Source organism: Streptomyces sp. NPDC048506, from assembly GCF_040651315.1.
In the GTDB taxonomy this organism is placed as follows: Bacteria; Actinomycetota; Actinomycetes; order Streptomycetales; family Streptomycetaceae; genus Streptomyces.
The window spans coordinates 111,718-127,474 of the sequence record NZ_JBEZIX010000010.1; the positions used below are offsets into that span (position 1 = coordinate 111,718).

Below are 15,757 nucleotides of genomic sequence, written 5' to 3' on the forward strand. Positions count from 1 at the left end.
CGCCGTGATTCGACCGCCGGGCCACTGAGCCTTCCGAGCATCCCGTACGAGGGGGACCCCTTCCATGCACGCTGATCTCTCGCGCATCACCCACCGGCCGGAGCGTCACTACTCCGCGGTCGTCGCCCAGCAGGGCCGGGTGCAGCTGGACGCCGACGCCAACGAGCAGATCGCGATCCAGCTGTTCCAGGCCCGCACCCTCGCCGCCGATCTGATCGGGCAGCACGGCGGGCCGCAGGGCGCCACCGGCTTCAAGATCACCATGCAGGGCCGCGGCCGTGAGCTGGACGACCTGACCATCGGGGGCGGCCGCTACTACGTGGACGGCATCCTGTGCGAGGCGACCCGTCCGCAGCCCGGCGTGCCGGTGCCGTCGCACGGTGCGGCCGACGACCACGCCACCGACGGACAGGGCAGCACGGAGGGCGCCGCGGGCGCCGCGGGCCGGGCCGGTGGCGAGGGCGCGGGCGAGCCGGACGCGACCCCCACCACATGGACGTACTGGGACCAGCCGGACGGGTTCCGGGACCCGGAGCGGCCCGGCGACCGGCTGCCCAGCGCCTTTCCGTACCTGGTCTACTTGAAGGTGTGGGAGCGGCTGGTGACCGCGGCCGAGGACCCGGCGCTGCGCGAGGTGGCGCTCGGATCGGCGCTGCCGGACACCGCGGCCCGCACCAAGGTGGTGTGGCAGGTGCTGCCGCTGCCCGCCTCCGCACTGGGGCTGACCGAGCACACCCCGCCGGTCGCGGAGATCCGCAAGGCCTTCACCGCGTGGGCGCGGAAGGCGGCCGCGCCCGGCTCCCGGCTCGCGGCGCGCAGCGAGCGCCCGGACCACGCGGACGACGAGCCCTGCCTGGTCGCCCCGGACGCCCGTTACCGCGGGCCGGAGAACCAGCTCTACCGGATCGAGGTGCACGACCCGGGCAGCGCGCAGGACGCCACCTTCAAGTGGTCCAGGGAGAACGGCTCGGTCACCTTCCCGGTCGACGAACTGGACGGTACCTGGGTGGAGTTGGCGACCCTCGGCGGCGACGACAAGCTGGATCTGAACGTCGGGGACCGGGTGGAGTTCGTGGACACCGCCTACACCAGCCGGGGAGAGCCGGCCCCGCTGCTGCGGGTCGAGGAGCTGGACCTGCCGGGCCGCCGCGTGCGGCTGTCCGACGAGCCGGCGCCGGGCGTCGGGCGGCGGCCCGAGCTGCACCCGTTCCTGCGCCGCTGGGACCACCACCAGGGCAGCCACAAGACGGTCCGGCGCGGATCGGGGCACCTCCCCGCTCCAGCCGAGTCGCGCGCCCGTGGGACCGCCGGGCGGCTCAAGCACGGCGCGCTGCCGGTGCGGGAGGGCGAGTGGCTGCCGCTGGAGGATGGCGTCGAGGTGTACTTCGCGCCCGACGGCGACTACCGCACCGGCGACCACTGGCTGGTCCCGGCGCGCACGGCCACCGGCGGCGTGGAGTGGCCGACGGACGCCGCGCGCCGTCCGCTGCTGGAGCACCCGTCCGGTATCGCGGTGCACTTCGCGCCGTTGGCGTGGGTGGCCGGTGAGCAGGCCGAACCCGATCTGCGGCAGGCGTTCCGGCCGCTGGCGGCGGACGTCCCGGCGGCGGACGACGCGGCGCTGGCGGCCGAGGCGGAGGCCCGGGCCGAGGAGGAGGCGGGGAGCGCGGCGGACGGTTCGAGCGGCGCCGGGTACGACGCGAAGGGTGCCGGCCACGACCCGGCGCAACCGGTGCGCAGCCGGTCGCAGACCACCGCCGAGGCCGAGGCCGCGGTCGACGAGGGCGGCGCCGGCTGATGGCCGCGCCGCTGACCGCGAGTGCGCTGTTACGGGCCCTGCGCGGGGAGGGCCTGGTCGTCCACGAGGTCCGCAACTGGCGTCGGCACAACCGCAATACGAAGGGCCGCTGGGGCCTGCTGCACGGCGTGATGATCCACCACACGGCCACCGAGGGCACCGAGAGCTCGGTGGACCTCTGCTACGACGGGCGTTCCGACCTGCCGGGGCCGCTGTGCCACGGAGTGATCGACAAGCGGGGCGAGGTCCATCTCGTCGGCAACGGCCGGGCCAACCACGCCGGGCTGGGCGACCGCGACGTCCTGGAGGCGGTGATCAACGAGGATCCCGAGCTGCCGGAGGACAACGCCGCGGACACCGACGGCAATCGGCACTTCTACGGCTTCGAGTGCATCAACCTCGGTGACGGCAAGGACCCCTGGCCACCGGAGCAGCGCCTGGCGATCGAGAAGGTGTCGGCGGCGATCTGTCGGGCGCACGGCTGGAGCGAACGCTCGGTGATCGGGCACAAGGAGTGGCAGCCGGGCAAGGTCGATCCGCGCGGCATCGTGATGGACGCACTGCGGGGGCGGATCAAGGAACGACTGGCGAAGCCGGCGGAGGGCCCGGCGCATCCGGGCGACGGGGCCACCGGCCCGGGCACCGACTCCGGCGGTCCGGGGCCGGGTGACTCGGGGCCAGGCGGCTCGGTGCCGGGCGGCTCGGGGCCGGGCGGCTCGGGCGGCCCGGGATCGGGTGGCTCCGGTGACGGATCAGGTGACGGCTCCGGTTCCGGTGACGGGACGACGCGACCGGTGCCGCCCAAACCGCAGCACCCTCCGTACGAGCCGTTCCCCGGGCGGGACTTCTTCCGCCCCGGGGCGTCCGGCCCGGCGATCGCGGCGATGGGCAGGCGACTGGTGGCCGAGGGGTGCGGCCACTACCGGGGCGAGCCGGCACCGGAGTGGACCGAGGCGCACCGCAAGGCGTACGCGGCCTGGCAGCGCAAGCTCGGCTTCCGCGGCAAGGATGCGGACGGGGTGCCGGGACGGGTCAGCTGGGAACGCCTCAGGGTCCCCAACACCCAGCGGATGCAGGCGAGTTGATCCCGAAAACACCAAGGCCGGGCGGCCCTCCCCCACAGAGGTCCGCCCGGCTGTTCATGGTGTTCCGGCTTTCGGCTGCCGCCGCGGCCGACGAGCCGGTGGTGTCAGCCCTTTGGGCTCAGATGCCGTGGACCGGCAGGGTCGGCTGGGCCGGGAGGACCGGCAGGGCCGGGATGTTGGCGGCGTTGGTGAGCTTGGCCAGGTCGGCGGGCACGGCCGGGACGGCGACCGCGTCGGTCAGGTCGGCCGGGACAGCGGGCACGGACGGGACGGACGGGACCGACGGCGCGGACGGAACGGACGGCGCGGACGGGACCGACGGCGCGGAGGGAACCGCGGGCACGGCCGGGACGGCGGGCACGGACACCGGGGTCGCGCCCCGCACACCGGCAACGGCCTTGGCGGCGATGCCCCGTGCGTCGGTCACGACGACGGTGGCCAGGCCCTGCGCGAACGGGGTGGCGTCAGCGGTCGCACCCTTGGCGAACGCCACCGCGTCACCGGCCTTGTCCTGGGCGAAGGGCACCGCGTCGCCCGCCTTGCCCTGCGCGAAGGCGGCCGCGTCGGTGGCCACGCCCTGCGCGAACGGCACCGCGTCACCGGCGGTGCCCTGCACGAACAGCTGCGCCTGGCCGGCCACGACGGTCACGAACGGGGTCGCCTGGCCGGCCGCGTCACCCGCGAGGTGACCGGCACCGCCGACCGCGCCCTGGGCCACCGGCACGACCTTGACGACGACCCGCTGGGCGACCGGCGGCAGCACATCGGCGGCGGTCTTGTCGACGACCGGACGGGCGGTGGCCAGAGCGGCCTGGGCCTGCTTGGTCAGCTGCTCGGGACGGACGCCGGCACCGGCGAGACCGGCCAGCAGGTTGTCGGCGGAGCCGGGCGCCTTGGGCAGCGCGGGGGCCTTGGGCAGCTGGGGCAGGCCGGTGGACGGCACGCCCGGGGTGGCGGGCAGCGACGGGGCGGAGGGCAGCTTGCCGTCCGTGAGGTGGCCGAGCTTGCCGAGGTCGACGGCCTTGGCGGCCTTACCGGCCTTCTTGACTGCCTTCGTGGCCTTGGTTGCCTTGGCGGCCTTGGTGGCCTTCTTCAGGTCGGCGGCCTTCTGCACCCCACCGGTGCTCGGCAGGCCCGCGCCGCCGACCAGCTTCTGCACGCCGCCCACGGCACCGGTGACGTCACCGAGCTGCGGCAGCTTGCCGGTGGGCAGGCCCTGGGTGGACGCGCTGCCGAGGGCACCGGTGGCCTTGCCGGCCACGTCGCCGACCGTGTTCTTCGCGGTGCCGGTGGCGGTGGAGGCCGCGTCACCGGTCGGCAGCTGCTGGGTGGCGCCGGTCACCGTGTCGGTGGCGGGCAGGTCGGGGGTGCCGGGCAGCTCGGCGGCGTTGGCGGCGACGGAGCCCAGGGCCCACAGACCGGTGGCGGCGGCGGCAACGACGATGGAACGGCGGATGTTCGAGCGCATGGTGGTGAAGTCCTTCGAATTCAGGAGGGTTGGAGGGCAGACCTGTCCCGCCCCCGCGCGGCAGGTCCAGTCACAGACGCGGAGCGGTCTGCCCTAGCCCGGGAATTCGAGGATGTCTTCGGCACGCCGACGCGTCGGAGCGCCATCGGCCGTGCGGACGCCACCGGGCAGCAGCCGGAGAGACGTCGAGTTCGCCGGAACGGCGGCGTGCTGGTCCCCGCCACGGGGGCCATGGCCGTCACCGGCGGTGTGCGAAGCGGGCGCGGCCGGGCCCTGCGGGAGCTGCCCCGGAAGGCCGTGCCGGCCCTCGCCCGGGTGCTGCTCGTAAACGGTGGCCTGGACGTGCCCGGCGGCCGGCAGCAGCGGGCCTTCGGTGCAGTGCGCAGGCTGGACGGCGACCGCGCCGGCGGCCGTCGCAGCGGCGCCCGGAGCGGCCGGCAGTGCGCCGCCGGGCGTGGCGCCGTGCTGGTGCGGTGCACCGTCGCCGGGCCGTCCCGTGTGCTCTCCGGACGGGAGCCGTCCGGGCAGCACGGCACCGGCCGTGCCGCCGATCTCCCGCACCACCCGGCTCACCGGCTGGACGACCGCGCCGGTGACCGGCTCGGCCTGCTCGGCGGCGGGCCGCACGGCCCCGGCCAGCGCGTCGGAAGCGGCCTTCGTGCGCTCGGTGATCTCCGCACCGGTCGACTCGCCCTGCCGCTCGACGGCGGCCTCGGAGCCGGACATCCGGTCCGTCTCCCCGTTCCGGGTGGCGGCCCGGTCGGGGGTGGACGCCTCGGCGGACTCCTTGGCCGTGGCCGTGGCCCGGGCCGAGGACGCAGCCCCGCTCAGGGCCTGCGCGCCCGTACGGTCATCGGCGTGCGCGCCGGGACCGAAGGCGAAGCCGAGGGCGACGAAGCCCACCAGGAAGAGCCCGGCCAGCAGTGCGCGCCGCGCGGCTGCCGTGCGCGGCAGGCGCACGGCAGCAGGCAGGGCGAACACAGCAGACAAGGAGGGGACCTTCCCATACGGACGGGGACACCCGGGCACACGGCCTCGATGTCACACACGTCGCGGGCGATCGAGCGATGGCCCTGATCCTTGCACGAGCAGCCAGGTGCCACGCAAGTCCCGCCGGGGTATCGGTCACCGTTGCTCCGCCATGTCCGGTATGGGAAGCGGCCGTTTCTCCAGCGCGGCCGCCATCACGTCCGGAAACAGATCTGGTGTGCAGGCGAACGCCGGTGCGCCCAGGGCCGCGAGGGCCGCGGCGTGCTCCCGGTCATAGGCCGGGGCGCCCTCGTCGGAGAGCGCGAGCAACGTCACGAACTGCACCCCGGACGCCTTCATCGCGGCGACCCGCTTGAGCATCTCGTCCCGGATGCCGCCCTCGTAGAGGTCGCTGATGAGGACGACGACGGTCTCGGCGGGGCGGGTGATGCGGGACTGGCAGTAGGCGAGCGCGCGGTTGATGTCCGTGCCGCCACCGAGCTGGGTGCCGAAGAGGACGTCGACCGGGTCGTCCAGTTGGTCCGTCAGGTCGACGACCGCGGTGTCGAAGACGACCAGCCGGGTGTCGATGGCCCGCAGCGAGGCGAGCACGGCGCCGAACACCGAGGCGTAGACGACCGAGGCGGCCATCGATCCGGACTGGTCGATGCAGAGCACCACCTCCTTCTTCACCGACTGTGCGGCCCGGCCGTAGCCGATCAGCCGCTCGGGGACGACCGTGCGGTACTCCGGGAGGTAGTTCTTGAGGTTCGCCCGGATCGTGCGGTCCCAGTCGATGTCGCGGTGGCGGGGCCGGCTGATCCGCGCGGAGCGGTCCAGGGCGCCGGTGAGCGTGGCGCGGGTGCGGGTCGCCAGCTTCTTCTCCAACTGCTCGACGACCTTGCGGACGACGGCCCGTGCGGTCTCCCTGGTGGTCTCCGGCATGACCTTGGTGAGCGAGAGCAGGGTGCCCACCAGGTGTACGTCCGCCTCGACGGCCTCCAGCATCTCCGGCTCCAGCAGCAGGGCGGACAGCCCCAGCCGGTCGATGGCGTCCCGCTGCATCACCTGGACGACCGAGGTCGGGAAGTACGTCCGGATGTCGCCGAGCCAGCGCGCGACGCCGGGCGCCGAGGCTCCCAGCCCCGCCGTGCGCCGCCCGGCGTCGGCGCCGTTGTTCTCGCCGGCGGGCTGCCGGCCGTAGAGCGAGGCCAGCGCCCCGTCCATGGCGGCGTCCTGCCCGCGCAGTTCACAGCCCGTGCCGTCCGCGCCGCCGCCCCCGAGGACCAGCCGCCAGCGGCGGAGGCGTTCGGCTGCGGCATCGTCCCGGGCGCCGGGGCCCGTCGTCGGGGCGCTCACTGTGCCACCTCCATGAGGTCGGGGGATCGAGGGGTCGGTGGCTGCGCCGCCGGCCGGCCGTCCGGCGGCTCGTCCGCGAAACCGTGCTGTCCGATGCCCAGCAGCAGGCGCAGCGTGGGGAGCACGGCGGCGGCGCGGTCGCGGTCCAGGCCGGGGCCGAAGCCGGGTGCTCCCGCGGCCGCGGCATCGCCGGCCGGGTCGCGCGGGCCGGCCGTGGGGCCGCGGCGGACCAGCTCGCCGAGGGTCCGCCGCACCCCGGCGTCGTACTCCGCGAACGTCCTGCGCAGCAGCGGGAGAACGTCCGTGAAGGCATCGTCCGGCACCCGCGTCAGCCAGCCGTCGACCAGGGCCAGTAGCCGTTCGTCGTGGACCAGCAGCATGCCGCCGTCCCCGCCGGCGCCGCTGCCCAGGAATCCCTCGATCCACCCGGCGGCCTCGGTGGGCGGGGTGCCCGGCGAGAGGGCGAGGCCCATCAGGCGTTCCGCGCCGCCGTCCGCCAACTCGCCGTCGTCCAGCAGGAGCCGGGTCGCCCGGCCGCGGATCAGGCCGGGCACCGCGTCCCGTCCGCTCACCGCGCGCAGTACGCCGGTCCAGCGCACCCGCAGGTCCGTCGGCCGGGGCTCCGGGGGGTGGTCCGGCCGGACCTGTGGGTGGGCGAGGAGGCCGACGGCATGGTGGGTGGCGTCGAGGTGGCCGCGCATCTCGGCGGCGCCGTCGGCGTCCAGGCCGAGGCAGGCCGGCGGCAGTCCGACGAAGACCCGCTCGGCCAGGCCCGTCGCCACCTCGCGCAGCGCCCCGGCGTCCGTGCCGCGCACATCGCCGTAGCGCACCGACCGTACGAGCGCGGGCAGCGCCTGGGCGAGGTGGCCCACGTCCGCGTCGAGCGCCGCCCGGTCGGACAGTGCGCGCATCACCACCGGCAGGGCGTCGGGGAGTTCGGCGAGCAGGCAGCGCTCGGCGAGCGCGGTCACCTCGGCGAGGGAGGTCGCCCCGGACGCCTCGGCGGCGGCCTTGGCGGTGGCGGCCGCGAGCACGGTCGTGCCCCAGATGCCGGCCTCCGCGACCCGCACCGACAGCTCCGGCTCCCAGCGCAGCTGCCAGGTCTCCCGGAACGTGCCGGTGCTGCCCCGGGAGCGGCCGGGCTCGCCCCAGGGGATGTCGAGCAGCCGCAGCCGGTGCAGCAACCTGCTGCGTCCGGCGTCGATCTCCTTGCGCAGGTCCAGCTCCAGCTCCCGTTCCAGCGCCTCCGGTTTGAGCCGCAGCGCCCGCTGGAGGCGGGTGAGGTCCCGCTGGAGCGGCACCGCGGGTGCGTCCTCGGGGACCTCGCCGAGCACCTCGCCGACCACCAGCCGGTCGTGGATCAGCGCGGACGGCGCGTCGGAGCCGTCGCCCATGACGGCCCGGACAGCGTCGTCCAGTTCGGCCAGGCCGGCCAGCGGGCGGCCGCGGACCGTGGCCAGTCCCTCGGCGAGCCGCACCGCCTCGATGACATGGGCGGACGAGACGGCGTAGTCCTCCTCGCGGAGCAGCGCGGCCACCTTGGTCAGCCAGCGCGCCACCGGGCGGTCGGGGGCCCGGAAGAGGTGGCCGTACCAGCCGGGCGAGGCGATACCGGCGCCGTAGCCGCTGCGGCGGGAGAGCCGCCGGTGGGTCCAGGGCACCCACGTCACGGACGTCTTCGCCTTCGGCAGGCCCTTGAGGAGCTGCCGGTCGGCGGCCACGGTGGTGCGCCGTGCCAGTGCCGGGACGTGCCAGGCGCCGCAGACCACGGCGAGCTGGTCCCCGAACTCCTTGCGCGCGGCGCGCAGTCGGAGCCGCATATGGGCCTCGCGCACCGGGTCGCGGTCATGGCCGCCGTCGCCGTACGCCTCGCGCAGCGCCGCCATCGCCTCGGCCAGCGCCGCGAACGGGGCCAGCGCATCGGCGTCCGCCTCCGCCCCCTCCTCGCCGCGGTGCTCGACGGCGTCCTCCCACCAGCGCTCGGGGTCGTCGTATCCGGCGGCCTCGGCCAGCACCCGGATCGGATCGACCCGCACGTCGCCCCCGTCCGCCGCCGCGCCGGCCTCGTCGGAGCCCTCCCGGTCGCCGTCCTGCTGCCCACGGCCGTCCCGCTGCCCGCCGTCCTGCCGCCCGTCGCCGTCCTGCATGGCCAGGGTGTGCGCCGCGGGCAGGTCGATGAAGCGGACGGGGACGCCGCGCTCCAGCGCCCAGCGCATCGCCACCCACTCCGGGGAGAACTCGGCCAGCGGCCAGAACGCCGCGCGGGCCGGGTCGTCCTGCACATGGGCGAGCAGCGCGACCGGTGGCCGCATGCCCTCCTGTGCGGCCAGCGGCACCAGGTCGTCCGCCTCCGGCGGGCCCTCGATCAGGACCGCGGAGGGCCTGCACTGCTCCAGGGCGGCGCGCACCGCGCGCGCCGACCCGGGGCCGTGGTGCCGCACCCCGAGCAGCACCGGCCCGCGGCCGTCCCGCGCACTCCCCCGGTCCCCGGCCGGGGGGACCTCGCTGCCGTGCCCGTTCATGCGCCCACCTCGCGGCAGGCGCGGTAGAAGTCCTTCCAGCCGTCCCGCTCGCGCACCACCGTTTCGAGGTACTCCTGCCAGACGACGCGGTCGGCGGCCGGGTCGCGGACCACGGCGCCCAGGATGCCCGCGGCCACGTCGCCGGAGCGCAGCACCCCGTCCCCGAAGTGGCTGGCCAGCGCCAGTCCGTTCGTCACCACCGAGATGGCCTCGGCCGTGGACAGCGTCCCGGACGGCGATTTGAGCTTGGTGCGGCCGTCGGTGGTGAGCCCGTCGCGCAGTTCGCGGAAGACCGTGACGACCCGGCGGATCTCGTCCGTGCCGTCCGCCGCGGCGGGCAGGTCCAGCGAACGGCCGATCTGTTCGACCCGGCGGGTGACGATGTCGACCTCCGCGTCCGCGGTCGCCGGGAGCGGCAGGACGACGGTGTTGAAGCGGCGGCGCAGCGCGCTGGAGAGTTCGTTGACGCCGCGGTCGCGGTCGTTGGCGGTGGCGATCAGGTTGAAGCCGGGGACGGCCTGCACTTCCTGCCCCAACTCGGGGATCGGCAGGGTCTTTTCCGACAGGATCGTGATGAGCGTGTCCTGGACGTCCGCGGGGATGCGGGTCAGCTCCTCGACCCGGGCCGTCATGCCCTGCGCCATGGCGCGCATCACCGGGCTGGGCACCAGCGCCTTGCGGCTGGGGCCGTTGGCGAGCAGCTGGGCGTAGTTCCAGCCGTAGCGGATCGCCTCTTCGGGGGTGCCGGCGGTGCCCTGCACCAGGAGGGTCGAGTCGCCGCTGACGGCCGCCGCCAGATGCTCGGACACCCAGGTCTTGGCGGTGCCGGGCACGCCGAGCAGGAGCAGTGCGCGGTCCGTCGCCAGGGTCGTCACGGCGACCTCGACGATCCGGCGCGGGCCGACGTACTTGGGTGTGATGACCGTGCCGTCCGCGAGCGTGCCGCCGAGCAGGTACGTCGCGACCGCCCACGGCGAGAGCCGCCAGCGCGCGGGACGCGGTCGGTCGTCGGCCGCGGCGAGGGCCGCCAGCTCCGCGGCGAAGCTCTCCTCGGCGTGCGGCCGCAGGACCGCTCCGGCGACGGGCTCCGGCACCGGATCATGATCCGCCGCGGCGGTCCCCCCGCCCGTCGTGGTGTGTTCCGTCATCGTGAAGGTGTTCTCGGTCATGGCTCCCCCTCGTCGCACAGAGCGCGTCGCACAGACGGCGTCGCACGGACGGCGGCCGGCTCCGCGAAATCCCGTCGGCCGCTTGCGGAAACCAGCGTGCACCACACCACTGACAACGCCCCGCAAACCGCCCTTGACCAGCCGATTCCTCACCGCCCGCGGCTGGTCGGCGGCGATTGTCAGTGCCGGGTCGTAGCGTCGAGGACATGAATCCGCAGGGGGAACGCTGGACGACGGAGCAGGTGCTCGCACTGGCACCTGACGAGGCATCACGAAGGGCTGGCGGCAAGCTCGCCGGGCCCGGACCGTGGTCGGGGACGGGCGCGGACGGCAGTGCGGTGTGGGGGCAGTGCAAGGGCAGCGGCACGAAGCCGTACCAGACGGTCGTGGACGTCAAAGGGCCGGCCTTCCGGTGCAGTTGCCCGAGCCGCAAGTTTCCGTGCAAGCACGCACTGGGGCTGCTGTTGCTCTGGGCGGGCACGGAGGAGGTGGCGGCGGCCGGGGAGCCGCCGCAGTGGGCGGGAGAGTGGCTGGCCGGCCGCCGGGAGCGCGCCGAGCGGTCGGGCGACGGGCCGCCGGGCGACGGTGCCGCGGCGCGGACCCCGGCCGACCCCGAGGCCGCCAGGCGGCGGACGGAGCGCCGGATGCAGCGGATCTCCGCCGGTGCCACGGAGTTGGAGCAGCGGCTGACGGACCTGTTGCAGTCCGGCCTGGCCTCGGCGGGCCGCGCCGGTGGGGGTGCGCCCCCGAGCGGGGCCGGGAGCGGGGAGAGCCCCTGGGACCAGACGGCGGCGCGCATGGTCGACGCCCAGGCGCCCGGACTGGCTGCTCGGGTACGCGAGTTGGGGTCGACGGTGGCGTCCGGTGCGGACTGGCCGGCGCGGCTGCTGGCCGAGTGCGCCCTGCTGCACCTCCTCAACCAGGGCTTCCTCGGCATCGAGCGGCTGCCGGCCCCGCTCGCGGCGACGGTCCGCACCCGCGTGGGGCTGACCACGGAGGCGGCCGATCTGCTGACCGACCCCGAGGCGACGACGGTGCGGGACCGCTGGCTGGTGCTGGCCCAACAGGACGGCCATGACGGCGCGTTGACCACCCGGAGGATCTACCTTCGGGGCGAGCGGACCGGCCGGATGGCGCTGCACCTCTCCTTCGGCGGTGCCCACCGCCCCCTGGACCTGGCCCTGCCGCCGGGGCTGGTGCTCGATGCGGAGCTGGCCTACTACCCGGGCGCCCGTCCGCTGCGCGCCGCCCTGGGCGAGCGGCACGCCCCGGCGACCCCGGGGCCGGTACCCCCCGGCTGCGGTATCGACGCCGCGCTGGCCACGTACGGCGACGCACTGCGCGACGACCCCTGGCTGGAGTCCTGGCCGGTGGTGCTCGCCGACGTCACACCGATACCGGCCCGCGACGGCGAGGGCTGGCAACTGGCCGACGCGGACGGGGAGTCGGCGCTTCCGCTGGACCCGCGCTGCCTCGGCCGCAGGGGCCTGTGGCAGCTGGCCGCGATATCGGGCGGCGCGCCGATCACGGTCTTCGGCGAATGCGGGCACCGCGGCTTCCTGCCGCTGACCGCCTGGGACCCCTCCCCGGTGTCCCTGTGACCCCGCGGGCGCGACCACCGCGCCCGGACACCCCGTTCCACCACGAATGCCTGGAGCACGAATGCCTGGAGGTAGGGCATGACGACCACCACGACTCCCCGCACCCCGCGCAGCCCGCGAACGACCACCGATCCCGCCACCGCCCCGGCTCCTCGCCCGGCCCCACCGGTTCCGCTCGCCGCGACCGCCCCGGCCCCCTGGGCCGATCTCGTCAGCGCGGCACTGCTCGGGACCGAACGACGGGTGCCGCCGGTGGCGGTGCGGCCCGGGCAGAGCGCCGCGGCCGCGCTGCTGGACGCCGCGGCGGTGAGCACGGTGCGGCGGCGCGCCGCGCTGCGCCCCGCCCCGGCCGGTGAACGCCCCTCCCCCGCCCCCGCCGACCCACGGCCCCTGATGCCGGCGGCCGCGCGACGCCGGCTGGCCCTGCTGCTCGCCGACCGCGGCGGCGCGGGCGGCAGCCGCCGCGGCACGGCCCCCGACCTCACCGAGCTGCTGCCCCAGTGGCTGGCCGCCGCGCACGGCCACGGCTACCGCGCGCCCGACGCCCTGCTGCCCGCGCTGCTCGACACCGCCCGGGCCCGTACGGACCTGCGACCCGCGGCGCTCGCGCTGGCCGGGCCGCGCGCCCTGTGGCTGGCCCGGCTCAACGACGACTGGGCGTTCGCGCTCCGCGGCATCGGCCGCCCGGCCGCGCACCCCGCGGCACAGGACCCCGAGGACGTACGGCGCCGGTGGGAGGAGGGCCTGTTCGCGGAGCGGATCGCCCTGCTGGCGTCGCTGCGCCGCCACGATCCACAGGCGGGCCTTGCGTTGCTCGGTACGACCTGGGCGACGGAGCGGGCCGAGGACCGGCTGATGTTCCTGGACTCGCTGCGCGACGACCTCACCCCGGCCGACGAGCCGTTCCTCGAACAGGCGCTGTCCGACCGCAGCCGCAACGTACGGGCCACGGCCGCCGAGCTGTTGTCCGCACTGCCCGGCTCCGCGCTCGCGGCCCGGATGGCCCGGCGCGCGCACTCCTGCGTCGGCCTGGACCGCACGGCCGGTACGCCGGTGGTCGCGGTCGAGGCGCCGCACGAGTGCGATGCCGGGATGCAGCGGGACGGCGTGGCGCCCAAGCCGCCCTCCGGGCGGGGTGAACGGTCCTGGTGGCTGGGGCAGTTGGTGGAGGCGACCCCGCTGGACGGATGGCGCGACCGGTTCGCGAGCCGCACCCCGGCAGCGATCGTCGCGCTCCCGGTGGCCGACGACTGGCGGACCGAGCTGCACGACGCCTGGTGCCGGGCCGCCGTACGCCAGCGGAACGGCGACTGGGCGCGGGCGCTGCTGGGCGCACCAGGTGCCCCGGACCCGTCCGCCGAGGTCGCACCGGCCGGTTCGTCACGCGATCTGACGAAGCTGCTGACGGTGCTGCCCGACGACGAACGGGCCCGGTGGGTCGCGGAGTTCATCGCGGCGCACGGCCTGTCGGAGGCCTTCCGGATGCTCGGCGTCTGCGCGGTCCCCTGGACCGAAGCACTGGGCCGCTCGGTCGTCGACGCCCTGGACATCGCCCGGGACGCGGGCAGCTACCCCTGGAGCTTCAGCGGGGTGATGGGCCTGGCCGAGCGCTGTCTGGACCCGTCGGCGGCGGACCGTCTCGACATGCTCACCGCGGTCACGGACGAGCCGGAGGGCGCCTCGCCCGGCTCCGGCGGCTACTGGTCCGAGGCGTTCCAGCGGCTGGTGGGCACGCTCCGGCTGCGCGCCACGATGCAGGCGGAGCTGGCCCCGCCAACCGCCGAAGACGGCCGGGGCGCGCCGTGATCCGCCGCGCCCCGACCGTCCTGTGCCGTTTATGCCGCTTGTGCCGCTTGTGCGGTCTACTGTGGCGCGGGGCCTCAGACCGCCGCCGAGCGGACGTTCGCGTTGACCCACTCCACGATCGACGCGGTCGTCGCGCCGGGCGTGAAGATCTCCGCGACGCCCTGCTCCTTGAGCGGCGGGATGTCCTCCTCGGGGATGATGCCGCCGCCGAAGACCTTGATGTCCGCCGCGTCGCGCTCCTCCAGCAGGGCGATGACCTTCGCGAAGAGGGTGTTGTGCGCGCCGGAGAGGATGGACAGCCCGATCGCGTCGGCGTCCTCCTGGATCGCGGTGTCGACGATCTGCTCCGGGGTCTGGTGCAGCCCGGTGTAGATCACCTCCATACCGGCGTCGCGCAGCGCCCGCGCGATGACCTTGGCACCCCGGTCGTGCCCGTCCAGGCCCGGCTTCGCCACCACCACGCGGATCGGCCCCGACCGGCCCGCCGTGCTCTGGCTCCCCGCTTGCGCCCCGTCCTGCCGAGCCACACTCATCACTGCCTCCAAGCCATGCACGACACGGTGGTGTCGCCGAGCCGACAATCGATCGCGCGGCCGCGATCCGGCGGCCACGAGCGTGAACGAACGTTATCTCCAGCATCCCGTACCCAGCCGTTTCGTGACATCCGGCGAGGGGGAAATCACACGTGGGACACGTTCGCTACGCGCCGCGTTCCGCGTGTCGTCACGCCACGGACAGGTGGCGCAGCGTGCGCGGGCCGGGCGCCCGGGGAGCCGCAGCCAAGCCACCGCGCCTTCCGGCGCGCATCAGGGCGGGTGCGCCGCACACGCGCCGTCGCGCTCGCGGCTTCCCATGAGGGCATACGGGGGTCGGAGCCGTCTTCCGCATGCCGTTCGGGAGGTCGGTCATGCAGGCCCTGCCCTTTCTCTCCGCACCTCTTCTGATCGCCCGCGCCGTTGCGGCGCCCCTCCGGTGCGCGCGGCTGCTCCCCGGGCGTGCGTCGTCGCTACTGCTGCGCAGTACTGTCGTGGACCTGGTGGTCCTCGCCGGTCACCTCCTGCTCTACCCGACCGGCATCTCCCAGGAACGCGCCGCACCCCGGCCCACGCCGACCCCCGCGGCAGAGCCCCGGGCAGGGCATCCGGGAGGGCGTCCGACGACGAGGCCGGGCCCCGCCGCGGCCGATCCGCCCGCACTCCTCCCGACCGAGGGCCGGTCGCACCCGCCGGTCCTGCTGCTGCACGGCTTCATCGACAACCGCTCGGTCTTCGTGCTGCTGCGCCGTTCGCTGCTCCGGCACGGCTGGCGCCATGTCGAGGCGCTCAATTACTCCCCGCTGACCTGCGACCTCCGCAAGGCGGCCGAGCTGCTCGGCCGCCATGTGGAAGAGGCGTGCGTGCGGACCGGTCACCGCCGGGTGGACATCGTGGGCCACAGCCTCGGCGGGCTCATCGCGCGCTATTACGTCCAGCGCCTGGGCGGTGACCTCCGCGTCCGCACGGTCGTCACGCTCGGCACTCCGCACTCCGGCACCCGTGTCGCGGCCCTGCTGCCGGCGCACCCGATCGTCCGCCAGATGCGCCCGGGTTCGGAAGTGATAGCGGAGTTGTCGCTGCCGGCCCCGAATTGCCGGACGCAATTCGTCGCTTTCTGGAGCGAGGAGGATCAGGTGATGGTTCCGGCCACCACGGCCAGAATCACTCACCCGGATTTGATCGCGCACAACGTGCACATCGCCGGTGTCGGGCATCTCGCGCTACCGGTCAACGGCACCGTCGCGGCCGGCATACGGGAAGCACTGGCCTCGTCCGGGACAGCGGCGACGGACGGAGCCACGGACTCGGCCTCGGTCGCCTGACTCCGCCCGCAAGACGTCGCGCGATCGAACAGACATCGAACGACGCGCCAAGAACGCGCATGGCGGCTACCGAAAGGCGGCCAAATGCCCGGTCTCGGCGAACCCAAAACCGGTTGAAGATT

11 protein-coding genes are annotated in these 15,757 nt (G+C 75.1%); 5 read left to right on the plus strand and 6 right to left on the minus strand.

The genetic code is table 11. The annotated features are described in order from the left end of the window. Positions 1–64: 64 nt before the first annotated feature. The gene (locus AB0C96_RS10580; RefSeq protein WP_362915768.1) at positions 65–1,798 is read left to right on the plus strand and encodes a DUF6519 domain-containing protein; all 1,734 of its coding nucleotides are present in this window, start codon (positions 65–67) and stop codon (positions 1,796–1,798) included. Beyond that, a complete protein-coding gene (locus AB0C96_RS10585; RefSeq protein ID WP_362915770.1) occupies positions 1,798–2,883 on the plus strand; it encodes a peptidoglycan-binding protein in 1,086 nt (361 codons plus the stop codon). The genes AB0C96_RS10580 and AB0C96_RS10585 overlap by 1 nt, the downstream gene beginning before the upstream one ends. Before the next feature lie 118 nt (positions 2,884–3,001). Here the strand turns inward: AB0C96_RS10585 and AB0C96_RS10590 are convergent, their stop codons facing one another. From AB0C96_RS10590 to AB0C96_RS10610, 5 genes are all read right to left on the minus strand, one after another. After that, positions 3,002–4,351, minus strand: coding sequence for a hypothetical protein (locus tag AB0C96_RS10590; protein WP_362915772.1), 1,350 nt, complete (start codon positions 4,349–4,351; stop codon positions 3,002–3,004). Between the two features lie 93 nt (positions 4,352–4,444). Further along, the gene (locus AB0C96_RS10595) at positions 4,445–5,341 is read right to left on the minus strand and encodes a hypothetical protein (RefSeq protein ID WP_362915774.1); all 897 of its coding nucleotides are present in this window, start codon (positions 5,339–5,341) and stop codon (positions 4,445–4,447) included. A 135-nt stretch (positions 5,342–5,476) separates the two neighbouring features. After that, a complete protein-coding gene (locus tag AB0C96_RS10600; RefSeq protein WP_362915776.1) occupies positions 5,477–6,679 on the minus strand; it encodes a VWA domain-containing protein in 1,203 nt (400 codons plus the stop codon). Then, complete coding sequence (locus AB0C96_RS10605; RefSeq protein ID WP_362915778.1) at positions 6,676–9,201, minus strand: DUF5682 family protein; 2,526 nt, start codon at positions 9,199–9,201, stop codon at positions 6,676–6,678. Before AB0C96_RS10605 ends, AB0C96_RS10600 begins: the two co-directional genes overlap by 4 nt. Beyond that, positions 9,198–10,370 (minus strand): AAA family ATPase, encoded by a 1,173-nt coding sequence (locus AB0C96_RS10610; protein WP_362915779.1) that lies wholly within the window; start codon positions 10,368–10,370, stop codon positions 9,198–9,200. Before AB0C96_RS10610 ends, AB0C96_RS10605 begins: the two co-directional genes overlap by 4 nt. Before the next feature lie 206 nt (positions 10,371–10,576). On the opposite strand from AB0C96_RS10610, the gene AB0C96_RS10615 reads away from it, so the two are divergent. Together AB0C96_RS10615 and AB0C96_RS10620 are read left to right on the plus strand one after the other, a co-directional pair. After that, complete coding sequence (locus tag AB0C96_RS10615; protein WP_362915781.1) at positions 10,577–11,971, plus strand: SWIM zinc finger family protein; 1,395 nt, start codon at positions 10,577–10,579, stop codon at positions 11,969–11,971. 78 nt (positions 11,972–12,049) lie between these two features. Next, positions 12,050–13,777: a DUF5691 domain-containing protein gene (locus tag AB0C96_RS10620; RefSeq protein WP_362915783.1), complete on the plus strand. Its 1,728-nt coding sequence runs from the start codon at positions 12,050–12,052 to the stop codon at positions 13,775–13,777. Between the two features lie 74 nt (positions 13,778–13,851). Here the strand turns inward: AB0C96_RS10620 and AB0C96_RS10625 are convergent, their stop codons facing one another. Next, on the minus strand, positions 13,852–14,310 hold the full coding sequence (locus AB0C96_RS10625; RefSeq protein WP_362915784.1) for a cobalamin B12-binding domain-containing protein: 459 nt from the start codon (positions 14,308–14,310) through the stop codon (positions 13,852–13,854). Positions 14,311–14,684: 374 nt separating this feature from the next. Here AB0C96_RS10625 and AB0C96_RS10630 point away from each other — a divergent pair, with 374 nt between their 5' ends. Continuing rightward, positions 14,685–15,635 (plus strand): alpha/beta fold hydrolase, encoded by a 951-nt coding sequence (locus tag AB0C96_RS10630; RefSeq protein ID WP_362915786.1) that lies wholly within the window; start codon positions 14,685–14,687, stop codon positions 15,633–15,635. Positions 15,636–15,757: the final 122 nt, after the last annotated feature.

Excerpts from the sequence above, each read along its gene's own strand:
- AB0C96_RS10630 (WP_362915786.1), top strand. The coding sequence starts at position 14,685 with ATGCAGGCCCTGCCCTTTCTCTCCGCACCTCTTCTGATCGCCCGCGCC.
- AB0C96_RS10625 (WP_362915784.1), bottom strand. The coding sequence starts at position 14,310 with ATGAGTGTGGCTCGGCAGGACGGGGCGCAAGCGGGGAGCCAGAGCACG.
- AB0C96_RS10610 (WP_362915779.1), bottom strand. The coding sequence starts at position 10,370 with ATGACCGAGAACACCTTCACGATGACGGAACACACCACGACGGGCGGG.
- AB0C96_RS10620 (WP_362915783.1), top strand. The coding sequence starts at position 12,050 with ATGACGACCACCACGACTCCCCGCACCCCGCGCAGCCCGCGAACGACC.
- AB0C96_RS10605 (WP_362915778.1), bottom strand. The coding sequence starts at position 9,201 with ATGAACGGGCACGGCAGCGAGGTCCCCCCGGCCGGGGACCGGGGGAGT.
- AB0C96_RS10615 (WP_362915781.1), top strand. The coding sequence starts at position 10,577 with ATGAATCCGCAGGGGGAACGCTGGACGACGGAGCAGGTGCTCGCACTG.
- AB0C96_RS10585 (WP_362915770.1), top strand. The coding sequence starts at position 1,798 with ATGGCCGCGCCGCTGACCGCGAGTGCGCTGTTACGGGCCCTGCGCGGG.
- AB0C96_RS10590 (WP_362915772.1), bottom strand. The coding sequence starts at position 4,351 with ATGCGCTCGAACATCCGCCGTTCCATCGTCGTTGCCGCCGCCGCCACC.
- AB0C96_RS10580 (WP_362915768.1), top strand. The coding sequence starts at position 65 with ATGCACGCTGATCTCTCGCGCATCACCCACCGGCCGGAGCGTCACTAC.